Source organism: Leeuwenhoekiella polynyae, assembly GCF_004104075.1.
Classification (GTDB): Bacteria; Bacteroidota; Bacteroidia; order Flavobacteriales; family Flavobacteriaceae; genus Leeuwenhoekiella; species Leeuwenhoekiella polynyae.
In genome coordinates this window covers 77,208-98,197 of the sequence record NZ_QOVK01000007.1, presented here as the reverse complement: position 1 = coordinate 98,197, position 20,990 = coordinate 77,208, and the positions used below count along the sequence as shown (strand labels likewise).

Below are 20,990 nucleotides of genomic sequence, written 5' to 3'. Positions count from 1 at the left end.
AATTAAAAGGAAAGTTTTTAAGATTTTAGCAGTATATTTGCACGCAATTAAATCCTAATTGCAATGACAGCACACGAAACAAAAATACTTGGAGAAGGTCTTACCTACGATGACGTACTCTTAGTTCCTGCTTATTCAGAAGTACTTCCTCGTGAAGTCAATATTCAGTCTAAATTTTCAAGAAATATAACACTTAACGTTCCTATTGTATCTGCAGCGATGGATACCGTTACTGAATCAAGTATGGCAATTGCCATAGCTCGTGAGGGAGGAATTGGTGTATTACACAAGAATATGACCATTGCTCAGCAAGCGGTAAAGGTTCGTCGTGTAAAACGTGCAGAAAGTGGTATGATCATAGATCCTGTTACGCTAAAATCTGATGCTAAAGTAAAAGACGCTAAGCGCCTGATGGCTGAGCACAGCATTGGCGGAATACCAATTGTAGACAGTGAAGGCCGCTTAGAAGGAATTGTCACCAACAGAGATTTGCGTTTTGAGAAAGACAATGAGCGTGCGATTATTGAAGTGATGACTTCAGAAAATTTAATTACTACTGCAGAAGGAACCTCTTTGGGACAAGCAGAAGTAATTCTTCAAGAGAATAAAATTGAAAAACTTCCTGTAGTTACAGATGATAATAAGCTAATAGGCTTAATTACTTTTAGAGATATAACCAAATTAACCCAGAAACCAATTGCTAATAAGGATACTTATGGTCGTTTGCGTGTTGCTGCCGCTGTAGGTGTTACTGGAGATGCGGTAGAGCGTGTAGAAGCATTGGTAAATGCAGGAGTTGATGCAGTTGTTATAGATACTGCTCACGGTCATACACAAGGTGTTGTACATGTTTTAAAAAGTGTTAAGGAAAAATTCCCTGAATTAGATGTTGTTGTAGGAAACATCGCAACGGCAGATGCTGCAAAATATTTAGTTGAAGCTGGTGCAGATGCTGTAAAAGTAGGTATTGGTCCCGGTTCTATTTGTACAACTCGAGTTGTTGCTGGTGTAGGATTTCCACAATTTAGTGCAGTTCTTGAAGTTGGAGCAGCTTTAAAAGGAACAGGGGTTCCTGTTATAGCAGATGGCGGTATTAGATATACAGGAGATATTCCTAAAGCTATCGCAGCAGGAGCAGACTGTGTAATGCTTGGTTCACTTTTAGCAGGTACTAAAGAATCTCCGGGAGAAACTATTATTTACGAAGGAAGAAAATACAAGACTTACCGTGGTATGGGTTCTGTTGAAGCGATGAAAACAGGATCTAAAGATCGTTATTTTCAAGATGTAGAAGACGATATCAAAAAATTAGTACCAGAAGGTATTGTAGGTCGTGTTCCTTATAAAGGAGAGTTGTATGAAAGTGTGCATCAGTTTATAGGTGGTCTACGTGCAGGTATGGGGTATTGTGGTGCTAAAGACATTAATGCCTTAAAAGAAAATGGACGTTTTGTAAAAATCACTTCGAGTGGTATCCACGAAAGTCATCCACACGATGTAACCATTACAAAAGAATCTCCTAATTACAGTAGGTAGTCTTAGAATTATATAAAAAAAGGGAGCCGCTTGGCTCCCTTTTTTTTTGTAATAGTGTGTGCAATATTAGTTTCCTGTTTGTTGTTCAGGTTGCTGTAAGGTTACCCCTAATTTATCTGCTACTGCCTGAGTAAGATCTAAAGCAGGGTCAAAATAAGCTACTCCTGCATTTAAAGTAAGTACTTGAGAATAGTTTTGCTCTTGAGCAACTTCATTTAAAGCTTGACCAACTTTCTGGTATAAAGGCTGCATCAGTTCGTTTTGTTTGATTTGAATAAGACCTTGAGAATTTTGTCTAAAACGTTGAAGATCTTGCTCCATGCCTACAATTTCTTCTTGCTTAGCTTTTTTATCCTCTTCAGAAGCAGTTGCTTCAACATCTTGATATGCCTTAACTGATGTTTGGTATTTAGCTACTAGGTCTTTAAATTGTTTGTCAAGATCTGCTCCGTAAGTTTCAAGATCTTTTTGCACTTGTGCTACTTCGTTAAGACTAGAGATAACAAGATCGCTGTCTATTGTTCCTACTTTAGATTGTGCAAGCCCTGTAAAACTTATTAAAAAAGCTACTACTGGTAAAAATAATTTCTTCATTTGTTTTTTGTTTAGCCTTTTTGAACAGGCAATTAATTCTACTTAATTATTTAAATATTTTAAAAAATTACGGACAAAGATAAAAAAGCACTTGAGCTATCAAAGTATTTTTTTAACATCAACTTTAAATAAGGTCTGATAAAGGCTTCTCAATCACAAAATTCTCCCCGATGTGGTTTTAAAGCATCTCTTACTGCAGGCATTTCACTTTGTAACACCGTTAAATAAGCTATGGTATACAAAGGACTCTTAGTTTCTACACCAGTTGCACTTTTATTAAGATTATGGGCTTTTTTATAATCGGTTAGATGAATCTCGTGATGCTCTGCAATTTTTTGAGCATCATGTCCTCTGAAATCCCAAATGAGTTTTATTTTCTTTTCCATAATATTCTAATTCAATGAGTATGCCAATTTAAACTAACTTATGATTTCTTACTGGTTTTCTACAAAGTTCTTAAAGTCTCGCATATATTTTAGGGACTGCTTTTTAAATGCTCCAGACATTAGAAAACCGATTGTTTTCATTGCAAAACCTTCAAACTTAAATTCACTTTCAGAGATCCAGATTGTTTTTCCGTCCTGTGTGACTTCAAAAGTGTTCCGCTGAATATTATAAACATTCTTTGTAGTGTACTCCGCTACTAGAGAATGTGGCATATCTGTTTCCAGAATTGTTTCGATTAAAGTCATTTTGCGCTTCCCGAAGTCATATTTTAATTCTGTTTTAGCACCTTTTTCTCCAAATTTTCCTTGAATAACTTTAGCTTCTTTAAGACCTTTTTGCCATTTTTTTAAATTCTGAAGGTTGTCCATAAGCGCTACCGTTTTCTCGAGAGGTAGATCTATAATAATTTTTTTAGTGTATTGCACAGCTTAAAATTCAGGTTTTTAAAGTTATTGCATATTAGTTTGCTTAGAATTTAAATTTAAAAATACTTGAATAAGTCTGAACTATCAGCGAGTCTTAATTCTCCTATATTATATGTAATTTTGCAAACCTTAAAGTTTATGCAACATTAAGTAAAGAGAGCCGTCTTTAACGTGTTCTTGAAGCTGAAAGTAAAATCATTTATGTCAAACACCTTAAAGTATTTGCTAGTTGCTCTGATGTCAGTCTTGCTGGTGTCTTGTGATTTACTTGGGTCTAAGGCTCCTGCGGGTGTTCCTGTAGCTCGCGTGGGAGATCATTATTTGTATAAAGAAGATATTGCAAAGCTGGTAACATCTGATATGAATGCAGATGATAGTACAACTATTGTAAACAGTTATATAAATCGATGGGCTACACAGCGTTTATTGATGAATAACGCACAGCGGAATATCACTCTGGATGAACAAGATCGATTGAATAAACTGGTAGATCAATATGAACTCGATTTGTATGCTCAAGCTTATAAAGATGCTCTGGTTGCACGTAGTTTAGATAGTACAATTACAGATACTGAAGCTTCACTCTTCTATGATGAGAACAAAGAAAATTTTAAGCTGAATGAATCTTTACTCAAGTTTAGATTTCTTGAGATGAGTGATACAGATTATAATATAGAAGAAATAAAAAAGAGGTTTACACGATTTGATAATGAGGATAAAAGATATTTAGATTCAATTTCTGTACAGTTTAAGGCGCAATACTTGAACGACAGTACTTGGGTCAGTCTTGATAAAGTGATTGCTAAAATCCCTCCGGTGACAATTGACAACAGCAGCCGCTTATTAAATAAAACTGATTTTTTACAACTGCGTGATTCATTAGGATTATATTTGATCGCTATTAAAGATCGTCTAGATCGTAATGATGACGCACCATTAAGCTATGTTTTGCCAACGGTAAAACAAATTCTTCTTAACCGAAGAAAATTAGAATTGATTAAACAATTAGAAAAGGATATTACTAAGGATGCAATTAAAAACAAACAATTTGAACTTTATAACTAAAGCGTTTACACTGCTTGTCTTTTGTGGTGTAAGTGCAGGATTAAATGCACAAGAAATCATAGATACTAGTGTTAAAGAAGAAACAGCTCAGGCTGATGATAAGCCTTTAACTACTGGTACTACGTTTAAGGTAGATGGTGTTGCAGCTGTTGTAGGAGAGTATGTGATTTTAGAGAGCGACATACAGCAAGCTATAGAGTCTTTGAAGCAGCAGGAAGTAGAAGGTCAGGATCTTTCTAACTGTAAAGTTATAGATAAGCTTATGGAAGATAAGCTGTATGCACATCACGCGGTTGTAGATAGTGTGACCATTAACGAAGATCAGGTACGTTCATATACCCAACAGCAAATAGATTATTTCACTAATCAATTAGGTTCTGAAGAGAAAGTGCTTAAGTTTTACCGTAAGGAAAAAATGAGTGACCTTAAAAAAGAGCTTTTTGATTTGAATAGAAATCAGGAGTTGGCTAAAGCCATGCAGCAAACAATTGTTGAAGAGATTGAAGTTACCCCGGAAGAAATTAGATCATACTACAAGCAATTAGAAGAAGATGGTTTGCCACAATTTGGAGTAGAATTAGAAATTTCAAAAATTCAAGTTATTCCGGAAGTTCCTCAAGAAGAAAAAGATAAAGTGATTGAGCAACTTAATGGTTATCGCAATGACATTGTAGAAAACGGTAGCAGTTTTGCTACAAAGGCAGTGCTTTGGTCAGAAGATGAGTCTACTCGTGGCGATGGTGGTTTGATAAGAGATGTAGATCGTAAATCTCAATTTGTAAAAGAATTTAGAGATGTAGCTTTTAGCCTTCAGGAAGGAGAAGTGAGTAAGCCATTTGAAACTGAATTTGGTTATCATATCATTAAGGTAGAAAAAATTCGCGGTCAGAAAATTGATTTACGACACATACTTAGAATACCTAAAGTAACACCTGAAGCAGAAAATGCTGCAAAAGACAAAATTCAGAAATTAAAAGCACGTATTGAAGCTGGTGAAATTACGTTTGCTGAAGCTGCAAAAGAATTTTCTGACGAAAAAGAAACCGCTAGTGATGGTGGTATTATGATAAATCCGGTAACTCAAGACCGTATGTTTGAGCTTAAAAACTTACCTCCAGAATTGTATCCTAAAGTTCAAAACTTGAAAGAAGGCGAGATTTCTATTGCCTTTAATAACCCAACTCGTACTGGTAAAACGCGCTATGAGATCTATACTGTTTCAGATCGAATAGAAGAACACGAAGCAGATTTTGCAATTGATTATGTGAAGATTAAAAACTTTGCGCTACAAGCTAAGCGTATAAAAGCCATCGAAAAATGGCAAGACGAAAAAATTGCTGAGACCTATATCAAATTAAATGGAGATTTTAGAAATTGCGAGTATAGTAGCAACTGGTTAAAAAAATAATCTATGTCAGACGCAAAAGCGATTGATGCACTGGTCACCCGTTATCAGGATTTAAAAAAGGAAATATCCAGAGTAATTATAGGTCAGGAAGAAGTTGTTGATCAAATTATAATTTCAATATTCTCTGGTGGTCATGCACTCTTAATAGGAGTGCCGGGACTCGCAAAAACCTTGATGGTAAATACCATTGCTCAAGCTTTGGGTCTAGATTTTAAGCGTATACAGTTTACGCCAGACTTAATGCCCAGTGATATTGTAGGAGCAGAAATCTTAGATGAGTCTCGTAATTTTAAGTTCTTAAAAGGTCCTGTTTTTGCAAATATTATTCTTGCAGATGAGATAAACCGTACGCCTCCTAAAACACAGGCAGCTTTACTTGAAGCAATGCAAGAGAAGGCAGTTACGGTTGCTGGTAAGCAATATCCTTTAGATAAGCCATACTTTGTATTAGCGACTCAAAATCCTATAGAGCAGGAGGGTACTTACCCATTACCTGAAGCTCAATTAGACCGCTTTATGTTTGCTATTAATTTAGGATACCCTTCTTATGAAGAAGAAGTTGCTATTGTAAAAGCTACAACTTCAAACAATAATGTGATTACTAATTCTTTGTTTTCTGCGGAAGAAATTGTGAATTATCAACAGTTAATTCGTAGGATTCCTGTGGCTGATAATGTAATTGAATATGCTGTTGCTTTGGTAGGAAAAACCAGACCAGATTCTCAAGAAGCTCCACGACTTGTAAAAGATTATATTGATTGGGGAGCAGGCCCACGAGCATCTCAAAATTTAATTCTTGCTGCTAAAACTCACGCAGCTATAAACGGTAAATATTCACCAGATATTGAAGATGTACAAGCGGTGGCGCAGGGAATACTAGGGCATAGATTGCTCAAGAACTACAAAGCTGAGGCAGAAGGCTTAACCCTTAATAAAATTATAAATAGCTTATTATAAACTAATATAGAAGGACTCTAAATAATGTTTTAGAAGAGTTTTTTAATAACATCCGGTTTGTAACTAACTAATTATCATAATTAAGCAACGAAATCGATATATTATTAGTTGTATTTGCAATAAATTTAGCTTTTATAGAGATATAGCCTTAATCTATGTTTAGGCTTCATATTTTCTACGCTTTTTCGTAATTTTAAAGCCGCTTTCGAGCGTATGTAAATTACAAATTCATTTAACTAAAACTTAGATATGGCATTTGATATTGATATGATCAAATCGGTTTACAGTAAAGTTGCAGAGCGTGTAGACGCTGCTCGCGAAATTACAGGTAAGCCTTTAACACTGGCAGAAAAAATATTATACTCTCACCTTTGGGATGGTAAAACCGATAGAGCATTTGTACGTGGTAAGGACTATGTAGATTTTGCTCCAGATCGTATTGCTTGTCAGGATGCTACAGCTCAGATGGCGTTATTACAATTTATGCAAGCGGGTAAAAAAAATGTTGCTGTACCTACTACAGTACATTGTGATCACTTGATTCAGGCAAAGCAGGGCGCTAAAAAAGATTTAAAAAGAGCAAATGAAACCAGTAATGAGGTTTTTGATTTCTTAGAATCTGTTTCTAATAAATACGGTATTGGTTTCTGGAAACCGGGTGCGGGTATTATTCATCAAGTGGTTTTAGAAAACTATGCATTCCCGGGAGGAATGATGATAGGTACAGATAGTCATACGGTAAATGCTGGTGGTCTTGGTATGGTTGCTATAGGTGTAGGTGGCGCTGATGCAGTAGATGTGATGGCAGGTATGCCTTGGGAACTTAAATTCCCTAAGCTAATAGGTGTTAAGTTAACCGGTGAGTTGAATGGATGGACTGCTTCTAAAGATGTTATTCTTAAGGTAGCTGGTATTCTTACTGTAAAAGGTGGAACGGGTGCTATTGTAGAATATTTTGGCCCTGGAGCTAAAAATCTTTCTGCGACAGGAAAAGGTACCATTTGTAATATGGGGGCAGAGATAGGTGCTACCACGTCAACATTTGGCTATGACGAGTCTATGGAGCGTTTCTTACGTGCTACAGACCGTGCTGATGTTGCAGATGCTGCAAATGAAATTAAAGAGTATTTAACTGGAGATGATGAAGTGTATGCTAATCCTGAGCAATACTTTGATGAAGTTATTGAAATTAACCTTTCAGAATTACGTCCACACCTTAATGGTCCTTTTACTCCAGATCTTGCTACCCCAGTAGGAGAATTAGGAAAGAAAGCTGCTGAAAATGACTGGCCTCTCAAAGTAGATTGGGGGCTTATAGGTTCTTGTACAAACTCTTCTTACGAAGATTTGTCTAGAGCTGCTTCAATTGCCCAACAGGCTATAGATAAAAAATTAAAACCTAAGAGTGATTTTGGTATCAACCCGGGTTCTGAGCAGATTAGATTTACAGCTGAGCGAGATGGTTTATTAGAAGTTTTCGAAAATTTAGGTGCTACTATATTTACAAATGCCTGTGGTCCTTGTATTGGTCAGTGGGATCGTAGTGACCGCAAGGGTGAAGAGAAAAATACAATTGTTCATTCTTTCAACCGTAACTTCTCAAAACGTGCTGATGGTAATCCTAATACGCATGCTTTCGTAGGATCTCCAGAAATGGTTGCAGCAATAGCTATTTCGGGTCGTTTAGATTTTGATCCTATGACAGACACGTTATTGAACGAGGATGGAGAGCAGGTGAAATTAGATGTTCCTGTAGGTCTTGAACTTCCGCCAAAAGGCTTTGCTGTTGATGAGAATGGGTATCTTGCACCTACTGAAGATGGTAGTTCCGTAGAGGTTAAAGTTGCAGAAGATAGTGAACGTTTAGAATTATTAGAGCCTTTTACACCCATTCAGGATTCAGAATTAAAAGAGGTTAAGTTGCTTATCAAAGCTTTTGGTAAGTGTACTACAGATCACATTTCAATGGCTGGGCCTTGGTTACGATATAGAGGTCACTTAGATAATATTTCGAACAACTGTCTTATTGGTGCTGTAAATGCTTATAATAAGAAAACGAATTTCGTTAAAAATCAGTTGACAGGAGAATTTGGAGGTGTACCAGATACACAGCGTGAATACAAGGCTAAGGGAATTAAAACTATTGTAGTGGGAGACCATAATTATGGTGAAGGTTCTTCTCGTGAACATGCAGCTATGGAACCTCGTTTCTTAGGTGTTGCAGCGGTTTTAGTTAAGTCTTTTGCTCGTATACATGAAACAAATCTTAAAAAGCAAGGAATGTTAGGGTTGACTTTTGATAACGAAAATGATTATGATTTGATTCAGGAGGATGATACATTCAGTTTTGTTGATATCGAAGAATTTGCTCCGGATAAGCCTTTAACTATTGAAGTTACTCACGCAGATGGAAGTAAAGATACAATTATGGCAAATCATACATATAACGATGCGCAAATCGCATGGTATAGAGAAGGTTCTGCTTTAAACTTGATCAAAAAGCAAAACGCCTAAGCGTTTTACTAAATATTTATTAAAACCAAACCGCTTTAGGGCGGTTTGGTTTTTTTATTGAAATTTTTGCACGCTATTTGCGTTTATAAATTTGAAACAACTTAAAAAATTTTTTATGAAAAAACTTAATCTATTAACAATATTATTTGCTGCTATCTTTTTTGCTTCTTGTTCAGGAGATGATTCGGTAGATCGATCTGATGTAACTGTTGATATTTCAGGATTAGAACGACTAGATTCTGGGGCAGAATATCAGGCTTGGTTGGTAACAGGTACAAATCTTGTGTCTCTGGGTAGATTTACAGATGTAGATTTCCCAAAGACTTTTCAGGCGTTAACTGGGCAAGTTGATGACGCTGTGGGTTTTGTACTGAGTATTGAGCCGGGCAATGATCCAAGTTCAGAAATTAGTCAGTCTATTATACTTAGTGGTGATTTTGTTGGTAATGCAGCAACTGTTGATGTTACTGATACCTTTGGTTCTTATACAACTGCTTCTGGACAATTTGTATTACAAACACCCACAGACGATGTAACTACAAATGAAAATAGTGGACTTTACTGGTATGTACCTTCAACAGGGCAGCCTGGTCTTAAATTACCAACACTTCCTTCTGGTTGGAAATACGAAGGATGGGTTACATTACAGGGAGCAAGCGGCGATGTTAATGTTTCAACAGGGAAGTTTACTAATGTAAATAATGCTGATGAAACAGATGTATTTAGTCGTAATATCAATCCAGCTCCAGATTTTCCGGGAGAAGATTTTATAAATGTCAGCTTACTTTCTCAATTGTATGGTATAAATACTGCACCAAATCTTTTAGGAAGAAAGGCATTTATTACCATAGAGCCAAATCCTGATAATGATGAAACAAAGCCTTTTGTTTTAAGACCTTTGACTGGTACTATTACAGAAGAAGCTGGTTCTGAAGTTACAAATAAAATGCAGATAAATACGGCATCATTTCCTGTAGGTCGCGTTACTAAAGGCTAATTAAGATTTAAATTAAATGAAAAATCCGGTCTATTTCAGACCGGATTTTTTTGAAGAAAACTGAGGTTTTAAACCAGTTTATTTATTTTCTCTATGAGTTTACTCATATCGCTTTGTAACTTATCAACTTGGTTCTCTAAATGCTGTACACGCTTATTAGCATCCATGTCTACAACATTGAGCGAACTTGTGATTTTACCCCTTACAATAAGGATTTCTAGAATATTTTCTAGATCATAGCTTATACTCTCATACTTGCTATTATCACTAATTAAAATAATAGCATTGTTAGGAAGGTCTTTTTTAATACGTTTAGTCAATACAGATTTTGTAGTAACTATAACTGCCACAGAACCATCTAATATTTCAGAGAGGTCTTCTGTATGCTGTGTGATCAATATATCACCGTGCATTAGCGTAGGCATCATGCTATCACCTTCAACTTCAAAAAGTTTTTGACCTTGAGCAGGTTCATAACCCGGAAGCTTAAACATGTCTAAAGTAGACATCCACTGTTCATTGTCGCGATTTTCGATAAAACCAGCTCTCGCTTCAACGTTGATAAGTGGTACAAATCCATTTGTAGAGCTCATCATTATAGAATTATGAGAGCCTTTTAAAATGCGATCTGTAGGAACACTATAAAGTCTGCTTAGTGTAAGTAAATGTTCTGTAGTGATAGAGTTTTGCCCATTTTCAATTAAGGAATAGGCACCTTGAGTAATACCGAGCTCTTCGGCAACTTTCTTTTGAGACAAAGAAGTCTTTTCTCTGAGCGCTTTAAGTTGTTTTGATATAGACATTTTATAGATTAGGTTTAGGGAACATCTAATTTGTTCAAATATAAAAATTAAACTCTGATATATTGCTGATAATTATATTTTTAGTTGATTATTAGCTTATTAAGAAATTTAGAGTGTATAAGTATCAAATCCTTAACTATATTATTAAAAATGTAAATGATTAATAGTATGTGGTTTGTATTTAGTGTAGGATGATACTTTTTAAAATATCAACATAGAAGCATTTAGTCGATTTTAGGATGTAAAATGTCTAATTTAGTTTAAATTAATTCTAATATATTTTAAGAAGTTGAAGTAGTAAAGTGAATTTTCTGCTCCCTTAAAAATTGTTTATTAAATGTGAAAATAAGAATGATTTTTGACTTACTGAAAATAGATAGAAATGCTATTTTTGCCTATGCAAAATAACGTACTCATTCTAGATTTCGGTTCGCAGTATACCCAGTTAATTGCAAGACGCATACGGGAACTCAATATTTTCTGCGAAATAAAACCATTTAATAATTTACCTGAAGATTTAAACAGTTATAAAGCTGTAATTCTTTCCGGATCTCCATCATCAGTTCGTGCTGAAAATGCGCCGCATCCAGATCTTTCTAAGATACGAGGTGTAAAGCCTTTACTAGGTGTTTGCTATGGGGCACAATATCTGGCTCATTTCCATGGAGGAGAAGTTGGTCAGTCTAATACCCGTGAGTATGGGCGGGCAAATCTTTCGATGATAAAGGAGAGTGAACCGTTTTTTGAGGGTGTAGAAGTAGGTAGCCAGGTGTGGATGAGTCACAGTGATACGATAAAGGCTCTGCCGGAAGGCTCTGTGAGATTAGCCAGTACGCACGATGTAGAAAATGCAGCATATCGTATAGGTGGTGAAGAGACGTATGCAATTCAGTTTCACCCTGAGGTCTATCATTCAACAGATGGAAAAAAAATATTAGAGAATTTCTTAATCAATATCGCAAAAGTTGAACAAAGCTGGACTCCAGATACTTTTGTAGACACTACAGTTGCAGAATTAAAAAAGAAAATAGGTACAGACAAAGTAATTCTTGGCCTTTCTGGAGGTGTTGACAGCTCTGTAGCTGCGATGTTACTGCATAAAGCCATAGGAAAAAATCTACACTGTATTTTTGTAAATAACGGTTTGCTTCGTAAAAACGAGTTTCACGATGTGTTGAAACAATATGAGGGAATGGGCCTAAACGTGAAAGGGGTTGATGCTTCGGCACGTTTTCTAGACGCTCTTGCCGGTAAAAGTGATCCAGAAGAAAAAAGAAAAACTATAGGTCGTGTCTTTATCGAAGTTTTTGATGATGAAGCGCATATGGTAGAAGATGCTAAATGGTTGGCGCAAGGAACAATTTATCCTGATGTTATAGAATCTGTTTCTGCAACAGGAGGTCCTTCAGCAACTATAAAATCACATCATAATGTAGGTGGTTTACCAGATTTTATGAAGCTTAAAGTGGTAGAGCCGCTTCGTATGCTTTTTAAAGATGAAGTAAGGCGTGTAGGTGCCAGTATGGATATGAGTCCAACTTTATTGGGTAGACATCCATTCCCTGGACCTGGGCTTGCGATTAGAATTTTGGGAGATATCACACCAGAAAAAGTGCGTATTCTTCAAGAAGTTGATGCGATCTTTATTAACGGTTTGCGTGAATGGGGTCTTTATGATCAGGTTTGGCAGGCTGGCGCTATGTTATTACCAGTTGATTCAGTCGGTGTGATGGGAGATGAGCGTACTTATGAGAAATGTGTTGCACTTAGAGCTGTAGAAAGTACAGATGGTATGACTGCAGATTGGGTAAACCTTCCTTATAATTTTCTGCAAAAGACCTCAAATGATATAATAAATAAGGTTAAAGGCGTTAATAGAGTAGTCTATGACATCAGTTCAAAACCACCGGCAACTATTGAGTGGGAATAAACTGAATTTTTAATTTTACAAAATCATTTTCAAACCAATACCTCATAGTTTTATGAGGTATTGGTTTAAAAAATAACCACAATGAAAAACATCACCATTTTATTCGTTTTTATATTTGTTGTATTCAGTTGTTCAAGTATAGGTCAACAAAAATATGCAAGTCATCAGGTGCGCGATGGCGAGACTGTTTCCAGTATTGCTAATAAGTATAATGTCACCGTTTATGAGATTTATCGCTTAAATCCTGAAGCTAAGGGAAATCTTTATCCGGGATTGGTGCTTATCCTTCCGGGAGGTAAATCTGTTCCTGGTGGTTCAGAAATAAGTGCTGATGGTAAATATATATTGCATACAGTTGCAAAAGGGGAGACCTTGTATAGTCTTTCAAAAAAATATAATATTTCAGAATCTGAGATAAAACGCTATAATAAGCATTTGTATAGTGCCGAATTGAGAAATGGTGAGATCGTAAAACTTCCTAATACCGAAACAGTAGTGGTTGATGAGACGGCTAAACCTGCTGTTACTAATAGAAAACATATCGTTAAGCCTAAAGAAACTAAATATGGTTTAGCTTCAATGTATGGAATTACCATAGCAGAACTTGAGATGATGAATCCTGGTATAGAAGATGGTTTGCAGATAGGTGATATTATCAATGTGCCGGATAAATCTTATGCAAAAGATGCTGTTTTAGAAGACAGTATATTTGGATTTTATGAGGTAAAGCCAAAAGAAAACTTGTTTAGACTAACCCAAAGATGGGATATGACAAAAGCAGAATTGATAACGCTTAATCCCGCTCTTGAAGATGGTCTTAAAAGTGGAATGATTCTCAAATTACCTAAATCTAAATTGGGTTCCGAAACAGCTGTAACTGTAAACGGTGGTGCAATAAAGCTTGCTGATAATTTGACAAACAGGTCAACCAAGAATATTGCGTTGATGCTTCCTTTTAATCTAGGTAAAACAGAAATTGATACGGCTGATGTGCGTAAATCTGTGATTAAAAAAGATCGTGTAATGAATATCGCCTTAGACTTTTACAGCGGAGCTCTTATGGCGATAGATTCTGCTAAAGCTTTAGGTATTTCTTCAAATCTTTATGTCTACGATACACAATATGCTCGAGGAGATGGTAAAGCGGGGAATGATCGTAAAATTGAAAATCTAATCAACAGCAATGACTTTTCAAAAATGAATGCTGTTGTGGGCCCGCTTCTAACTTCAAACGTAGAAAAGGCAAGTCAGCTTCTTAAAGGTCGTTCTATTCCAGTTGTATCTCCAATTGTTCCTAATGTAGCGATGAGTTCTAATATGTTTCAGTCAAGACCAGATGATGAGATTTTAAAACAAGAAATGCTTCGGTACATAAAATTACAGGGTAAAGGCAAGAATATAGTTGTTATAGCTGATTCAAAAAACCAGAGTATTAAGAATGAGGTTTTAGCCATGTATCCTGATGCTAAGGTTGTATTTCCTAAATCATCAGATAATGGCTCGTATTTGAGAGCTAGTGATCTTACGGCAAAATTATCTCAAACTATAGATAATTGGGTGATTCTTGAGACTAACGATATTGCTTTAATTAGTAATGTAACGACGAGTTTATCAACACAAATATCAGAAAATAGAAAGATCACCTTGATGACTACCAATAAGGGTTCAGCTTATGAAAGTGATGATGTTTCTAATATTACACTGATGAAGTTGAACTTTCACTTTCCTTCTGTAGACAGAGCTTATGGGGCTGGTCAGAAGTCGTTTATTGAAGCTTACGAAAGAAAATACGGTTATATTCCTAGCAGTTATGCGGTAAGAGGTTATGACATAACTTTTGATACTTTATTGCGATTAGCCGCATCAGAAAGTTTATATGATGCAGCAGATGCAGGATACAGTACTGAGTATGTTGAGAATAAATTTAATTATATTCAGGATCCGGTATCAGCAGGGTATTTTAATACAGCTGCATATATTTTAAAATATGGTCAGGATCTGGAAGAAATAGTAGTTGAGATTCCGGCTGAATCTTCATCGTCTTTATTTTTAAAAGATTAAAATATGACTAGTAGAGTTGTTTATTTAGGTGATCTAAGAACGGAATGGGAGCATCTCAAATCTGGGGATAAATTTATTACGGATGCTCCAACTGACAACAATGGTAAGGGAGAAGCTTTTTCTCCTACAGATACAGTAGCTACTGCATTAGCGAGTTGTATGCTTACAGTAATGGGTATAAAAGCAGCCCAATTAGACGGAGTAGAACTTAAAGGTTCAACAGCATCTGTGACTAAAATTATGAATGCAGAACCCCGCAGAATCGCTCGTATAGAAATTGAATTAAACTTGCAAGGAGTTCATAACGATAAAGACCGAAAGATTCTTGAAAACACAGCCAAAACGTGTCCTGTATTAAATAGTCTGCATCCTGATATGGAAAAAGCGGTAATCTTTAATTGGAAGTAGTTATGTAGCATAAAATGAAAAAGCCCGATTAAACGATCGGGCTTTTTGTTTATAAGCGGAGTATTGTTAATTAATTAGGCGTTAGCCTTATTTTACTTTACTTACGATTGCTTCAAAAGCTTCTGGGTGATTCATTGCTAAATCTGCTAATACCTTACGGTTAAGTTCGATGTTTGCAGCTTTAACTTTGCCCATAAACTGTGAATAAGACATCCCATGCATGCGAGCACCCGCATTAATACGAGTAATCCATAGTGCACGGAAGTTTCTTTTCTTTTGACGACGGTCACGGTATGCATAAAGCATAGCCTTTTCAACCGCATTTTTTGCAACTGTGTAGACGTTTTTACGTCTTCCAAAGTAACCTTTGGCTTGCTTCATCACCTTTTTTCTACGGGCTCTAGAAGCAACTGAATTTACTGATCTTGGCATAATTTAATTGTTTTTGTAGCAGGCGGGTGACAAGCACCACTTTTAAAACTCTTATATTTTCGTTTTGCCCAACTCCAGGGTTTATAAAATAATTGAACCGGTTACGTTCCTATTTAAGACGTAACATAATTTTCACGTTATTCTCGTCAGCTTTGTGTACCAAAGTATCGTGAGTTAACGCTAGCTTACGTTTCTTAGACTTTTTAGTCAAGATGTGACTCTTAAACGCGTGCTTTCTTTTGATTTTACCAGTACCTGTAAGCTTAAAACGCTTTTTAGCACTGCCTTTTGTTTTCATTTTAGGCATAATTCCTAGTTTATTTAATTATTCCGCTTATTACTGTTTGTCTTGATTTTTTACTATCAAAACAATCCCGGCCTTTTAAAAAAGGTCGGGATTTATATTTTAAAAAGTCTATTAGACTTTTATTTTGTTTTCTTAGGTGCAAGAAACATAATCATACGTTTCCCTTCTAATTTAGGCATCTGCTCAACTTTACCATACTCTTCAAGATCTTGCGCTAAGCGAAGTAGCAAAATCTGACCTTGATCTTTGTAAATAATTGAACGCCCTTTAAAGAAAACATAAGCTTTTAACTTTGCTCCTTCTTCAAGAAACTTTAGAGCATGTTTCTTTTTAAACTCGTAGTCGTGATCATCTGTGTTAGGACCAAATCTAATTTCTTTAACGACAACTTTAGACGCTTTAGCTTTTATTGCTTTTTCACGCTTCTTTTGTTCGTAAACAAATTTCTTATAATCCATCACCTTACAAACAGGTGGTTCTGCATTAGGAGAGATCTCTACTAAGTCTAGTTCTTGCTCTTGAGCGATGTCAAGTGCTTTGCTAGTAGGGTATATCCCCATTTCTACATTATCACCTACAAGGCGTACTTCACGAGCACGAATTTTTTGGTTGATATTGTGTTGGTCTGTCTTCTGGACTCTTGCCGGTCCTCTTGATCTTTTTCTACGTATTGCTATGGCTATATAATTTTAATTAAACTTCAAATTTCTTTAATGTCTTGGAGATTTCAGTATTGATGATTTCTGCAAATTCTGCAACTGTCATCGTTCCTAAATCCTCTCCACCGTGTTTACGTACAGAAACCGTACCATCATTGGATTCTTTTTCACCAATTATGAGCATGAAAGGAGTTTTTTGCATTTCTGCTTCTCTGATCTTCCTTCCCATGGTTTCTCCACGATCATCTATCGTGGCGCGAACTTCGTTATTTTCGAGCAAAGTTAATACATTTTGTGCGTAATTCTCATAGTTTTCACTGAGTGTTAACACACTGGCTTGTACTGGCATAAGCCACAACGGGAAGTTTCCGCCGGTATGTTCTAATAAAATAGCAACAAAACGCTCCATACTTCCAAAGGGTGCACGGTGTATCATAACCGGGCGATGCTCCTCATTATCACTGCCTTTATACGTCAGTTCAAAACGCTCAGGAAGGTTATAATCTACCTGAATTGTTCCTAACTGCCAGCTGCGACCTAATGCATCTTTTACCATAAAGTCTAGCTTAGGGCCGTAAAAAGCGGCTTCCCCAGTTTCTACAACATAGTTAAGATTTTTAGCTTTTGCTGCATTTATAATTGCGTTTTCGGCTTTTGCCCAGTTTTCATCAGAACCGATGTATTTCTCTTTGTTTTCAGGATCTCTTAACGAAACCTGAGCTGTAAAGTTTTCAAAACCTAAAGAACCAAATACATAAAGTACCAGGTCTATTACTTTCATAAATTCTTCATCGAGCTGATCTGGAGTGCAAAAGATGTGTGCATCATCTTGAGTAAACCCACGCACACGTGTAAGTCCGTGAAGTTCACCGCTTTGTTCATAACGATAAACCGTTCCGAATTCTGCAAAACGCTTTGGTAAATCACGATAACTCCATTGATTTGCATTGTAAATCTCACAGTGATGCGGACAGTTCATAGGTTTTAATAAGAACTCTTCGCCTTCCGCAGGAGTAGTTATAGGCTGAAAACTGTCTTCACCATATTTGGCATAGTGACCAGAAGTCACGTATAACTCTTTTTGACCAATATGTGGCGAAACCACCATCTCATATCCTGCTTTTTTCTGAGCAGCTTTTAAAAAGTTCTCTAAGCGTTCGCGCAAAGCGGCACCATTAGGCAGCCATAATGGCAGACCTTGACCTACTTTTTGAGAAAAAGTAAACAACTGAAGTTCTTTTCCTAATTTTCTATGGTCTCTCTTTTTAGCTTCTTCAAGAAGCTCTAAATATTCTTTTAAGTCTTTTTGTTTTGGGAATGAAATACCGTAAACACGTGTAAGTTGTGGTTTGTTTTCATCACCGCGCCAGTAAGCCCCTGCAACACTCATCAACTTAACTGCTTTTACAAAACCGGTATTGGGTAAGTGTCCACCTCGACATAAATCTGTAAACGTATCGTGGTCGCAAAAGGTGATTGTGCCGTCCTCAAGGTTTTCTATCAATTCAACCTTGTATGGATTTTCTTGTTTTTTGTAAAGTTCGAGAGCATCTGCTTTAGAAACGCTACGCATAGAAAACTCATGTTTTCCTCGGGCAATTTCAAGCATTTTATCTTCGATCTTTTTGAAGTCATTCTCGCTTAACGAGCGATCACCAAGATCTACATCATAGTAAAACCCTTTATCAATGGCCGGTCCAATGGTTAGTTTAACCCATGGATATAATTCTTCTAAAGCTTGCGCTAAAATGTGAGCAGAAGAGTGCCAGAATGCTTTTTTACCTTCATCATCATTCCAAGTGTACAATACCAAAGAACCGTCCTCGGTAAGTGGGGTCGTTATTTCTATGGTTTGCTTATTGTATTTCGCAGAAATAACATTACGCGCAAGTCCTGCACTTATACTGTTTGCAACATCAAAAGGTGTTGCTCCGCTTTCAAATTCTTTTACGCTGCCGTCTGGCAAAGTAACTTGGATCATAATAAAAATTTAGGCTGCAAATATAAGGGCTTTCGGGAGAAATTGAATATTGAAAATTTAAAATTTCGGGGTATTTAAAACTTAAATAATTCCCCGTGCTTTTATCTCCAGATATTTATTGATTGTTTTTACAGAAAGATCTTCAGGTTTGGTTAAAACAGCTTGTATACCATGTTTCTCAAGTTCTTTTACCATGAGCTTTTTATCATAATCCATTTTTTGAGCAATGGTTTTATGATAGATTTCAGGAGTGCTGGTTGCTTTTTTTGAAATCAGATTATCAAGTTCTGTATTTTCAAAAAAGATGACAACCAAGACATGTTTTTGGGCAAGACCTTTTAAATAGGGGAGTTGACGCTCTAAAGCACTCAAGTGTTCAAAGTTAGTATACAGCAATAAAAGACTTCTATGTGTGATTTTACGTTTTACTTCAGCATACAATCTGCCAAAATCACTATCCAGAAAATTAGTTTTAATTGAATATAAAACCTCTAAAATTGTATTGAGATGTGTTTTTTTGCTACTTGCAGCAAGATGATTATGAATCGTGTTACTGAACGTCAATAAACCGGTTTTATCATTCTTTTTCAATGCTATATTACTAAAGGCTAAAGCGCTATTGATGGCATAATCGAGCAAGGTTAACCCTTCAAAAGGCATTTTCATCACCCGGCTGGCATCTATAATCGAATAAACCGGTTGTGATTTTTCGTCCTGAAATTGATTAACCATCAGATTGCCGCGTTTTGCCGTGGCTTTCCAGTTGATCGTGCGCACATCATCACCGCTCACATAATCTTTGATTTGCTCAAACTCCATCGTATGACCAATACGACGAATCTTCTTAAGACCGAATTGTGTCAGTTTATTGTCAATAGCCAGAAAGGCATATTTCTTCATTTGTACAAAAGAAGGGTAGACTTTTACAGTCTGATCTTTTCCGAAGGAAAATCTTCGTTTTACAAAATTGAGCGGAGAGCTTACATAAATATTGAGTTTGCCAAATGTGTAAACTCCGCGATCAACAGGTCTTAATTGATATATAATCAATTTTTTGGCTCGCGCCGGAATACTTCCCGATTTGAGAAAATCTCGTTTTTGAAATTGTACCGGGATTTCATCAATGATATTGTAAGCGATTTTAAAACCGTATTTGTTCTGAATACTCAGGGGTACTTCATTGAGATCACTGTTTGAGAATTTCTCAGGTAACTCCCGAGTTGCAAGAATTCCATCTTTCTTTTTAAATAATAAAATGCTGTCAAAAACCGCAGCAATAGCTAAAAGAAACAACCCAACTAAAGCTACAGGATATAGCACATGAACCCAATATGAAAATAAAAAAAGCACAATAAGTACGGCAAGCACGTAGAATACGCGTTTGCCTAAATACAGACTTTTTATGAAGTTTATAATGCGCACTAGCGAGGTACCTCTACAGATTGAACAAGCATCTCAATAACGGTTTCTGGCGTCATACCTTCCATCTCACGTTCTGGAGAGAGAATGACACGGTGTCTTAAAACAGGAGTTACGGCTCTCTTTACATCTTCCGGGGTCACAAAGTCCCGACCATTTATGGCTGCAAATGCTTTAGCCGAATTCATAATGGCTAAGGAAGCACGAGGCGAACCTCCTAAATACAAATGTGGATGTGTTCTGGATTTAACCGTAATTGAAGCGATGTAATTCAGTATTTTTTCTTCTACCAGAATCTGACGGGTTTGATCGCGATATTCCTGAAGTTTTTCTGGTGATAGAATAGCGTTTACAACTTCCATCTGTGAACCCTTTCTATCATTCTGACTTTTAAGAATTAAGATTTCATCTTCAAGATCAGGATATTCAACCTTTATTTTAAATAGAAAACGGTCTAGTTGTGCTTCAGGCAGGGCATAGGTTCCTTCTTGTTCAATGGGGTTTTGCGTTGCCAAAACTATAAATGGTTTTTCTAACTCATATTTATGACCGTCAATGGTAATCTGACGTTCTTCCATCACTTCAAAAAGTGCAGCTTGTGTTTTTGCCGGAGCGCGGTTGATCTCATCTATTAACACGATATTTGAGAAAATAGGACCGTATTTAAACTCGAAATCACTGGTTTTCATGTTCAGTACTGAAGTTCCTAAAACATCACTTGGCATCAAGTCTGGCGTAAACTGAATGCGACTAAAAGCGGTATTGAGTGTTTTTGCAAATAACTTGGCCGTAACGGTTTTTGCAATGCCCGGTACGCCTTCAATGAGAACGTGACCGTCTGTTAGTAAGGCTACAATAAGTAGTTCTATAAACTCGTGCTGACCCACAATCACCTTTGCGAGTTCAGCTTTCAATGCATCTACACTTTTGCGTAAATCTTCCAGCGGAATTCTATTTTGAAACTCGAGATTTTCTGAAGGTTCAGGCGACGTTTGCGGTTGCTCCTGATTCAAATTTAAGTTTTCTTGATTTTTATGTTCTTCCATC

General features: G+C 36.5%; 19 protein-coding genes. 9 read left to right on the top strand and 10 right to left on the bottom strand.

From position 1 onward, the window contains the following. The first annotated feature begins 63 nt into the window (after positions 1–63). Positions 64–1,536, top strand: coding sequence for an IMP dehydrogenase (gene guaB, locus DSM02_RS09990; protein WP_128765495.1), 1,473 nt, complete (start codon positions 64–66; stop codon positions 1,534–1,536). A 66-nt stretch (positions 1,537–1,602) separates the two neighbouring features. Here the strand turns inward: guaB and DSM02_RS09985 are convergent, their stop codons facing one another. The 3 genes from DSM02_RS09985 to DSM02_RS09975 form a co-directional block, all read right to left on the bottom strand. Continuing rightward, complete coding sequence (locus DSM02_RS09985) at positions 1,603–2,130, bottom strand: OmpH family outer membrane protein (protein ID WP_128765494.1); 528 nt, start codon at positions 2,128–2,130, stop codon at positions 1,603–1,605. 149 nt (positions 2,131–2,279) lie between these two features. Further along, on the bottom strand, positions 2,280–2,516 hold the full coding sequence (locus DSM02_RS09980; protein ID WP_128765493.1) for a hypothetical protein: 237 nt from the start codon (positions 2,514–2,516) through the stop codon (positions 2,280–2,282). A gap of 48 nt (positions 2,517–2,564) precedes the next feature. Next, the gene (locus DSM02_RS09975; protein WP_128765492.1) at positions 2,565–3,002 is read right to left on the bottom strand and encodes an SRPBCC family protein; all 438 of its coding nucleotides are present in this window, start codon (positions 3,000–3,002) and stop codon (positions 2,565–2,567) included. A 201-nt stretch (positions 3,003–3,203) separates the two neighbouring features. Here DSM02_RS09975 and DSM02_RS09970 point away from each other — a divergent pair, with 201 nt between their 5' ends. The 5 genes from DSM02_RS09970 to DSM02_RS09950 all read left to right on the top strand — a co-directional run bounded on the left by DSM02_RS09970 (position 3,204) and on the right by DSM02_RS09950 (position 9,943). Further along, positions 3,204–4,067 (top strand): peptidyl-prolyl cis-trans isomerase, encoded by an 864-nt coding sequence (locus DSM02_RS09970; RefSeq protein ID WP_128765491.1) that lies wholly within the window; start codon positions 3,204–3,206, stop codon positions 4,065–4,067. After that, complete coding sequence (locus DSM02_RS09965) at positions 4,051–5,475, top strand: peptidylprolyl isomerase (protein ID WP_317128240.1); 1,425 nt, start codon at positions 4,051–4,053, stop codon at positions 5,473–5,475. Before DSM02_RS09970 ends, DSM02_RS09965 begins: the two co-directional genes overlap by 17 nt. Before the next feature lie 3 nt (positions 5,476–5,478). Further along, the gene (locus tag DSM02_RS09960) at positions 5,479–6,432 is read left to right on the top strand and encodes an AAA family ATPase (RefSeq protein WP_128765489.1); all 954 of its coding nucleotides are present in this window, start codon (positions 5,479–5,481) and stop codon (positions 6,430–6,432) included. Between the two features lie 249 nt (positions 6,433–6,681). Continuing rightward, on the top strand, positions 6,682–8,946 hold the full coding sequence (locus DSM02_RS09955) for an aconitate hydratase (protein WP_128765488.1): 2,265 nt from the start codon (positions 6,682–6,684) through the stop codon (positions 8,944–8,946). A 115-nt stretch (positions 8,947–9,061) separates the two neighbouring features. Further along, positions 9,062–9,943, top strand: coding sequence for an anti-sigma factor (locus DSM02_RS09950; RefSeq protein ID WP_128765487.1), 882 nt, complete (start codon positions 9,062–9,064; stop codon positions 9,941–9,943). Between the two features lie 68 nt (positions 9,944–10,011). Here the strand turns inward: DSM02_RS09950 and DSM02_RS09945 are convergent, their stop codons facing one another. Continuing rightward, on the bottom strand, positions 10,012–10,746 hold the full coding sequence (locus tag DSM02_RS09945) for an XRE family transcriptional regulator (RefSeq protein ID WP_128765486.1): 735 nt from the start codon (positions 10,744–10,746) through the stop codon (positions 10,012–10,014). A gap of 397 nt (positions 10,747–11,143) precedes the next feature. On the opposite strand from DSM02_RS09945, the gene guaA reads away from it, so the two are divergent. The 3 genes from guaA to DSM02_RS09930 all read left to right on the top strand — a co-directional run bounded on the left by guaA (position 11,144) and on the right by DSM02_RS09930 (position 15,145). Then, the gene (gene guaA / locus DSM02_RS09940) at positions 11,144–12,676 is read left to right on the top strand and encodes a glutamine-hydrolyzing GMP synthase (RefSeq protein WP_128765485.1); all 1,533 of its coding nucleotides are present in this window, start codon (positions 11,144–11,146) and stop codon (positions 12,674–12,676) included. An 81-nt stretch (positions 12,677–12,757) separates the two neighbouring features. Further along, entirely contained in the window at positions 12,758–14,737 is a 1,980-nt protein-coding gene (locus tag DSM02_RS09935; RefSeq protein WP_128765484.1) for a LysM peptidoglycan-binding domain-containing protein, read from the top strand. Between the two features lie 3 nt (positions 14,738–14,740). After that, positions 14,741–15,145 carry an OsmC family protein gene (locus DSM02_RS09930; protein ID WP_128765483.1) on the top strand — a complete coding sequence of 135 codons (405 nt, stop codon included), beginning with the start codon at positions 14,741–14,743 and terminating at the stop codon, positions 15,143–15,145. 87 nt (positions 15,146–15,232) lie between these two features. Here DSM02_RS09930 and rplT read toward each other — a convergent pair whose 3' ends face one another. From rplT to DSM02_RS09900, 6 genes are all read right to left on the bottom strand, one after another. Further along, on the bottom strand, positions 15,233–15,577 hold the full coding sequence (rplT, locus tag DSM02_RS09925; protein ID WP_128760667.1) for a 50S ribosomal protein L20: 345 nt from the start codon (positions 15,575–15,577) through the stop codon (positions 15,233–15,235). Positions 15,578–15,686: 109 nt separating this feature from the next. Beyond that, positions 15,687–15,884 carry a 50S ribosomal protein L35 gene (gene rpmI / locus DSM02_RS09920; RefSeq protein WP_009780460.1) on the bottom strand — a complete coding sequence of 66 codons (198 nt, stop codon included), beginning with the start codon at positions 15,882–15,884 and terminating at the stop codon, positions 15,687–15,689. A 119-nt stretch (positions 15,885–16,003) separates the two neighbouring features. Then, on the bottom strand, positions 16,004–16,555 hold the full coding sequence (gene infC, locus DSM02_RS09915; RefSeq protein WP_128760668.1) for a translation initiation factor IF-3: 552 nt from the start codon (positions 16,553–16,555) through the stop codon (positions 16,004–16,006). 22 nt (positions 16,556–16,577) lie between these two features. Next, the gene (gene thrS / locus DSM02_RS09910; RefSeq protein ID WP_128765482.1) at positions 16,578–18,524 is read right to left on the bottom strand and encodes a threonine--tRNA ligase; all 1,947 of its coding nucleotides are present in this window, start codon (positions 18,522–18,524) and stop codon (positions 16,578–16,580) included. An 81-nt stretch (positions 18,525–18,605) separates the two neighbouring features. Beyond that, complete coding sequence (locus tag DSM02_RS09905) at positions 18,606–19,940, bottom strand: DUF58 domain-containing protein (protein WP_382402990.1); 1,335 nt, start codon at positions 19,938–19,940, stop codon at positions 18,606–18,608. A gap of 5 nt (positions 19,941–19,945) precedes the next feature. Then, positions 19,946–20,989, bottom strand: a complete 1,044-nt coding sequence (locus DSM02_RS09900) for an AAA family ATPase (RefSeq protein ID WP_128765481.1) — start codon at positions 20,987–20,989, stop codon at positions 19,946–19,948. Position 20,990 lies beyond the last annotated feature (1 nt).

Bases quoted from the DNA above. Each gene is read 5' to 3' on its own strand.
- guaB (WP_128765495.1), top strand. From the start codon at position 64: ATGACAGCACACGAAACAAAAATACTTGGAGAAGGTCTTACCTACGAT.
- DSM02_RS09985 (WP_128765494.1), bottom strand. From the start codon at position 2,130: ATGAAGAAATTATTTTTACCAGTAGTAGCTTTTTTAATAAGTTTTACA.
- DSM02_RS09980 (WP_128765493.1), bottom strand. From the start codon at position 2,516: ATGGAAAAGAAAATAAAACTCATTTGGGATTTCAGAGGACATGATGCT.
- DSM02_RS09970 (WP_128765491.1), top strand. From the start codon at position 3,204: ATGTCAAACACCTTAAAGTATTTGCTAGTTGCTCTGATGTCAGTCTTG.
- DSM02_RS09960 (WP_128765489.1), top strand. From the start codon at position 5,479: ATGTCAGACGCAAAAGCGATTGATGCACTGGTCACCCGTTATCAGGAT.
- DSM02_RS09955 (WP_128765488.1), top strand. From the start codon at position 6,682: ATGGCATTTGATATTGATATGATCAAATCGGTTTACAGTAAAGTTGCA.
- DSM02_RS09950 (WP_128765487.1), top strand. From the start codon at position 9,062: ATGAAAAAACTTAATCTATTAACAATATTATTTGCTGCTATCTTTTTT.
- DSM02_RS09945 (WP_128765486.1), bottom strand. From the start codon at position 10,746: ATGTCTATATCAAAACAACTTAAAGCGCTCAGAGAAAAGACTTCTTTG.
- guaA (WP_128765485.1), top strand. From the start codon at position 11,144: ATGCAAAATAACGTACTCATTCTAGATTTCGGTTCGCAGTATACCCAG.
- DSM02_RS09935 (WP_128765484.1), top strand. From the start codon at position 12,758: ATGAAAAACATCACCATTTTATTCGTTTTTATATTTGTTGTATTCAGT.
- DSM02_RS09930 (WP_128765483.1), top strand. From the start codon at position 14,741: ATGACTAGTAGAGTTGTTTATTTAGGTGATCTAAGAACGGAATGGGAG.
- rplT (WP_128760667.1), bottom strand. From the start codon at position 15,577: ATGCCAAGATCAGTAAATTCAGTTGCTTCTAGAGCCCGTAGAAAAAAG.
- rpmI (WP_009780460.1), bottom strand. From the start codon at position 15,884: ATGCCTAAAATGAAAACAAAAGGCAGTGCTAAAAAGCGTTTTAAGCTT.
- thrS (WP_128765482.1), bottom strand. From the start codon at position 18,524: ATGATCCAAGTTACTTTGCCAGACGGCAGCGTAAAAGAATTTGAAAGC.
- DSM02_RS09900 (WP_128765481.1), bottom strand. From the start codon at position 20,989: ATGGAAGAACATAAAAATCAAGAAAACTTAAATTTGAATCAGGAGCAA.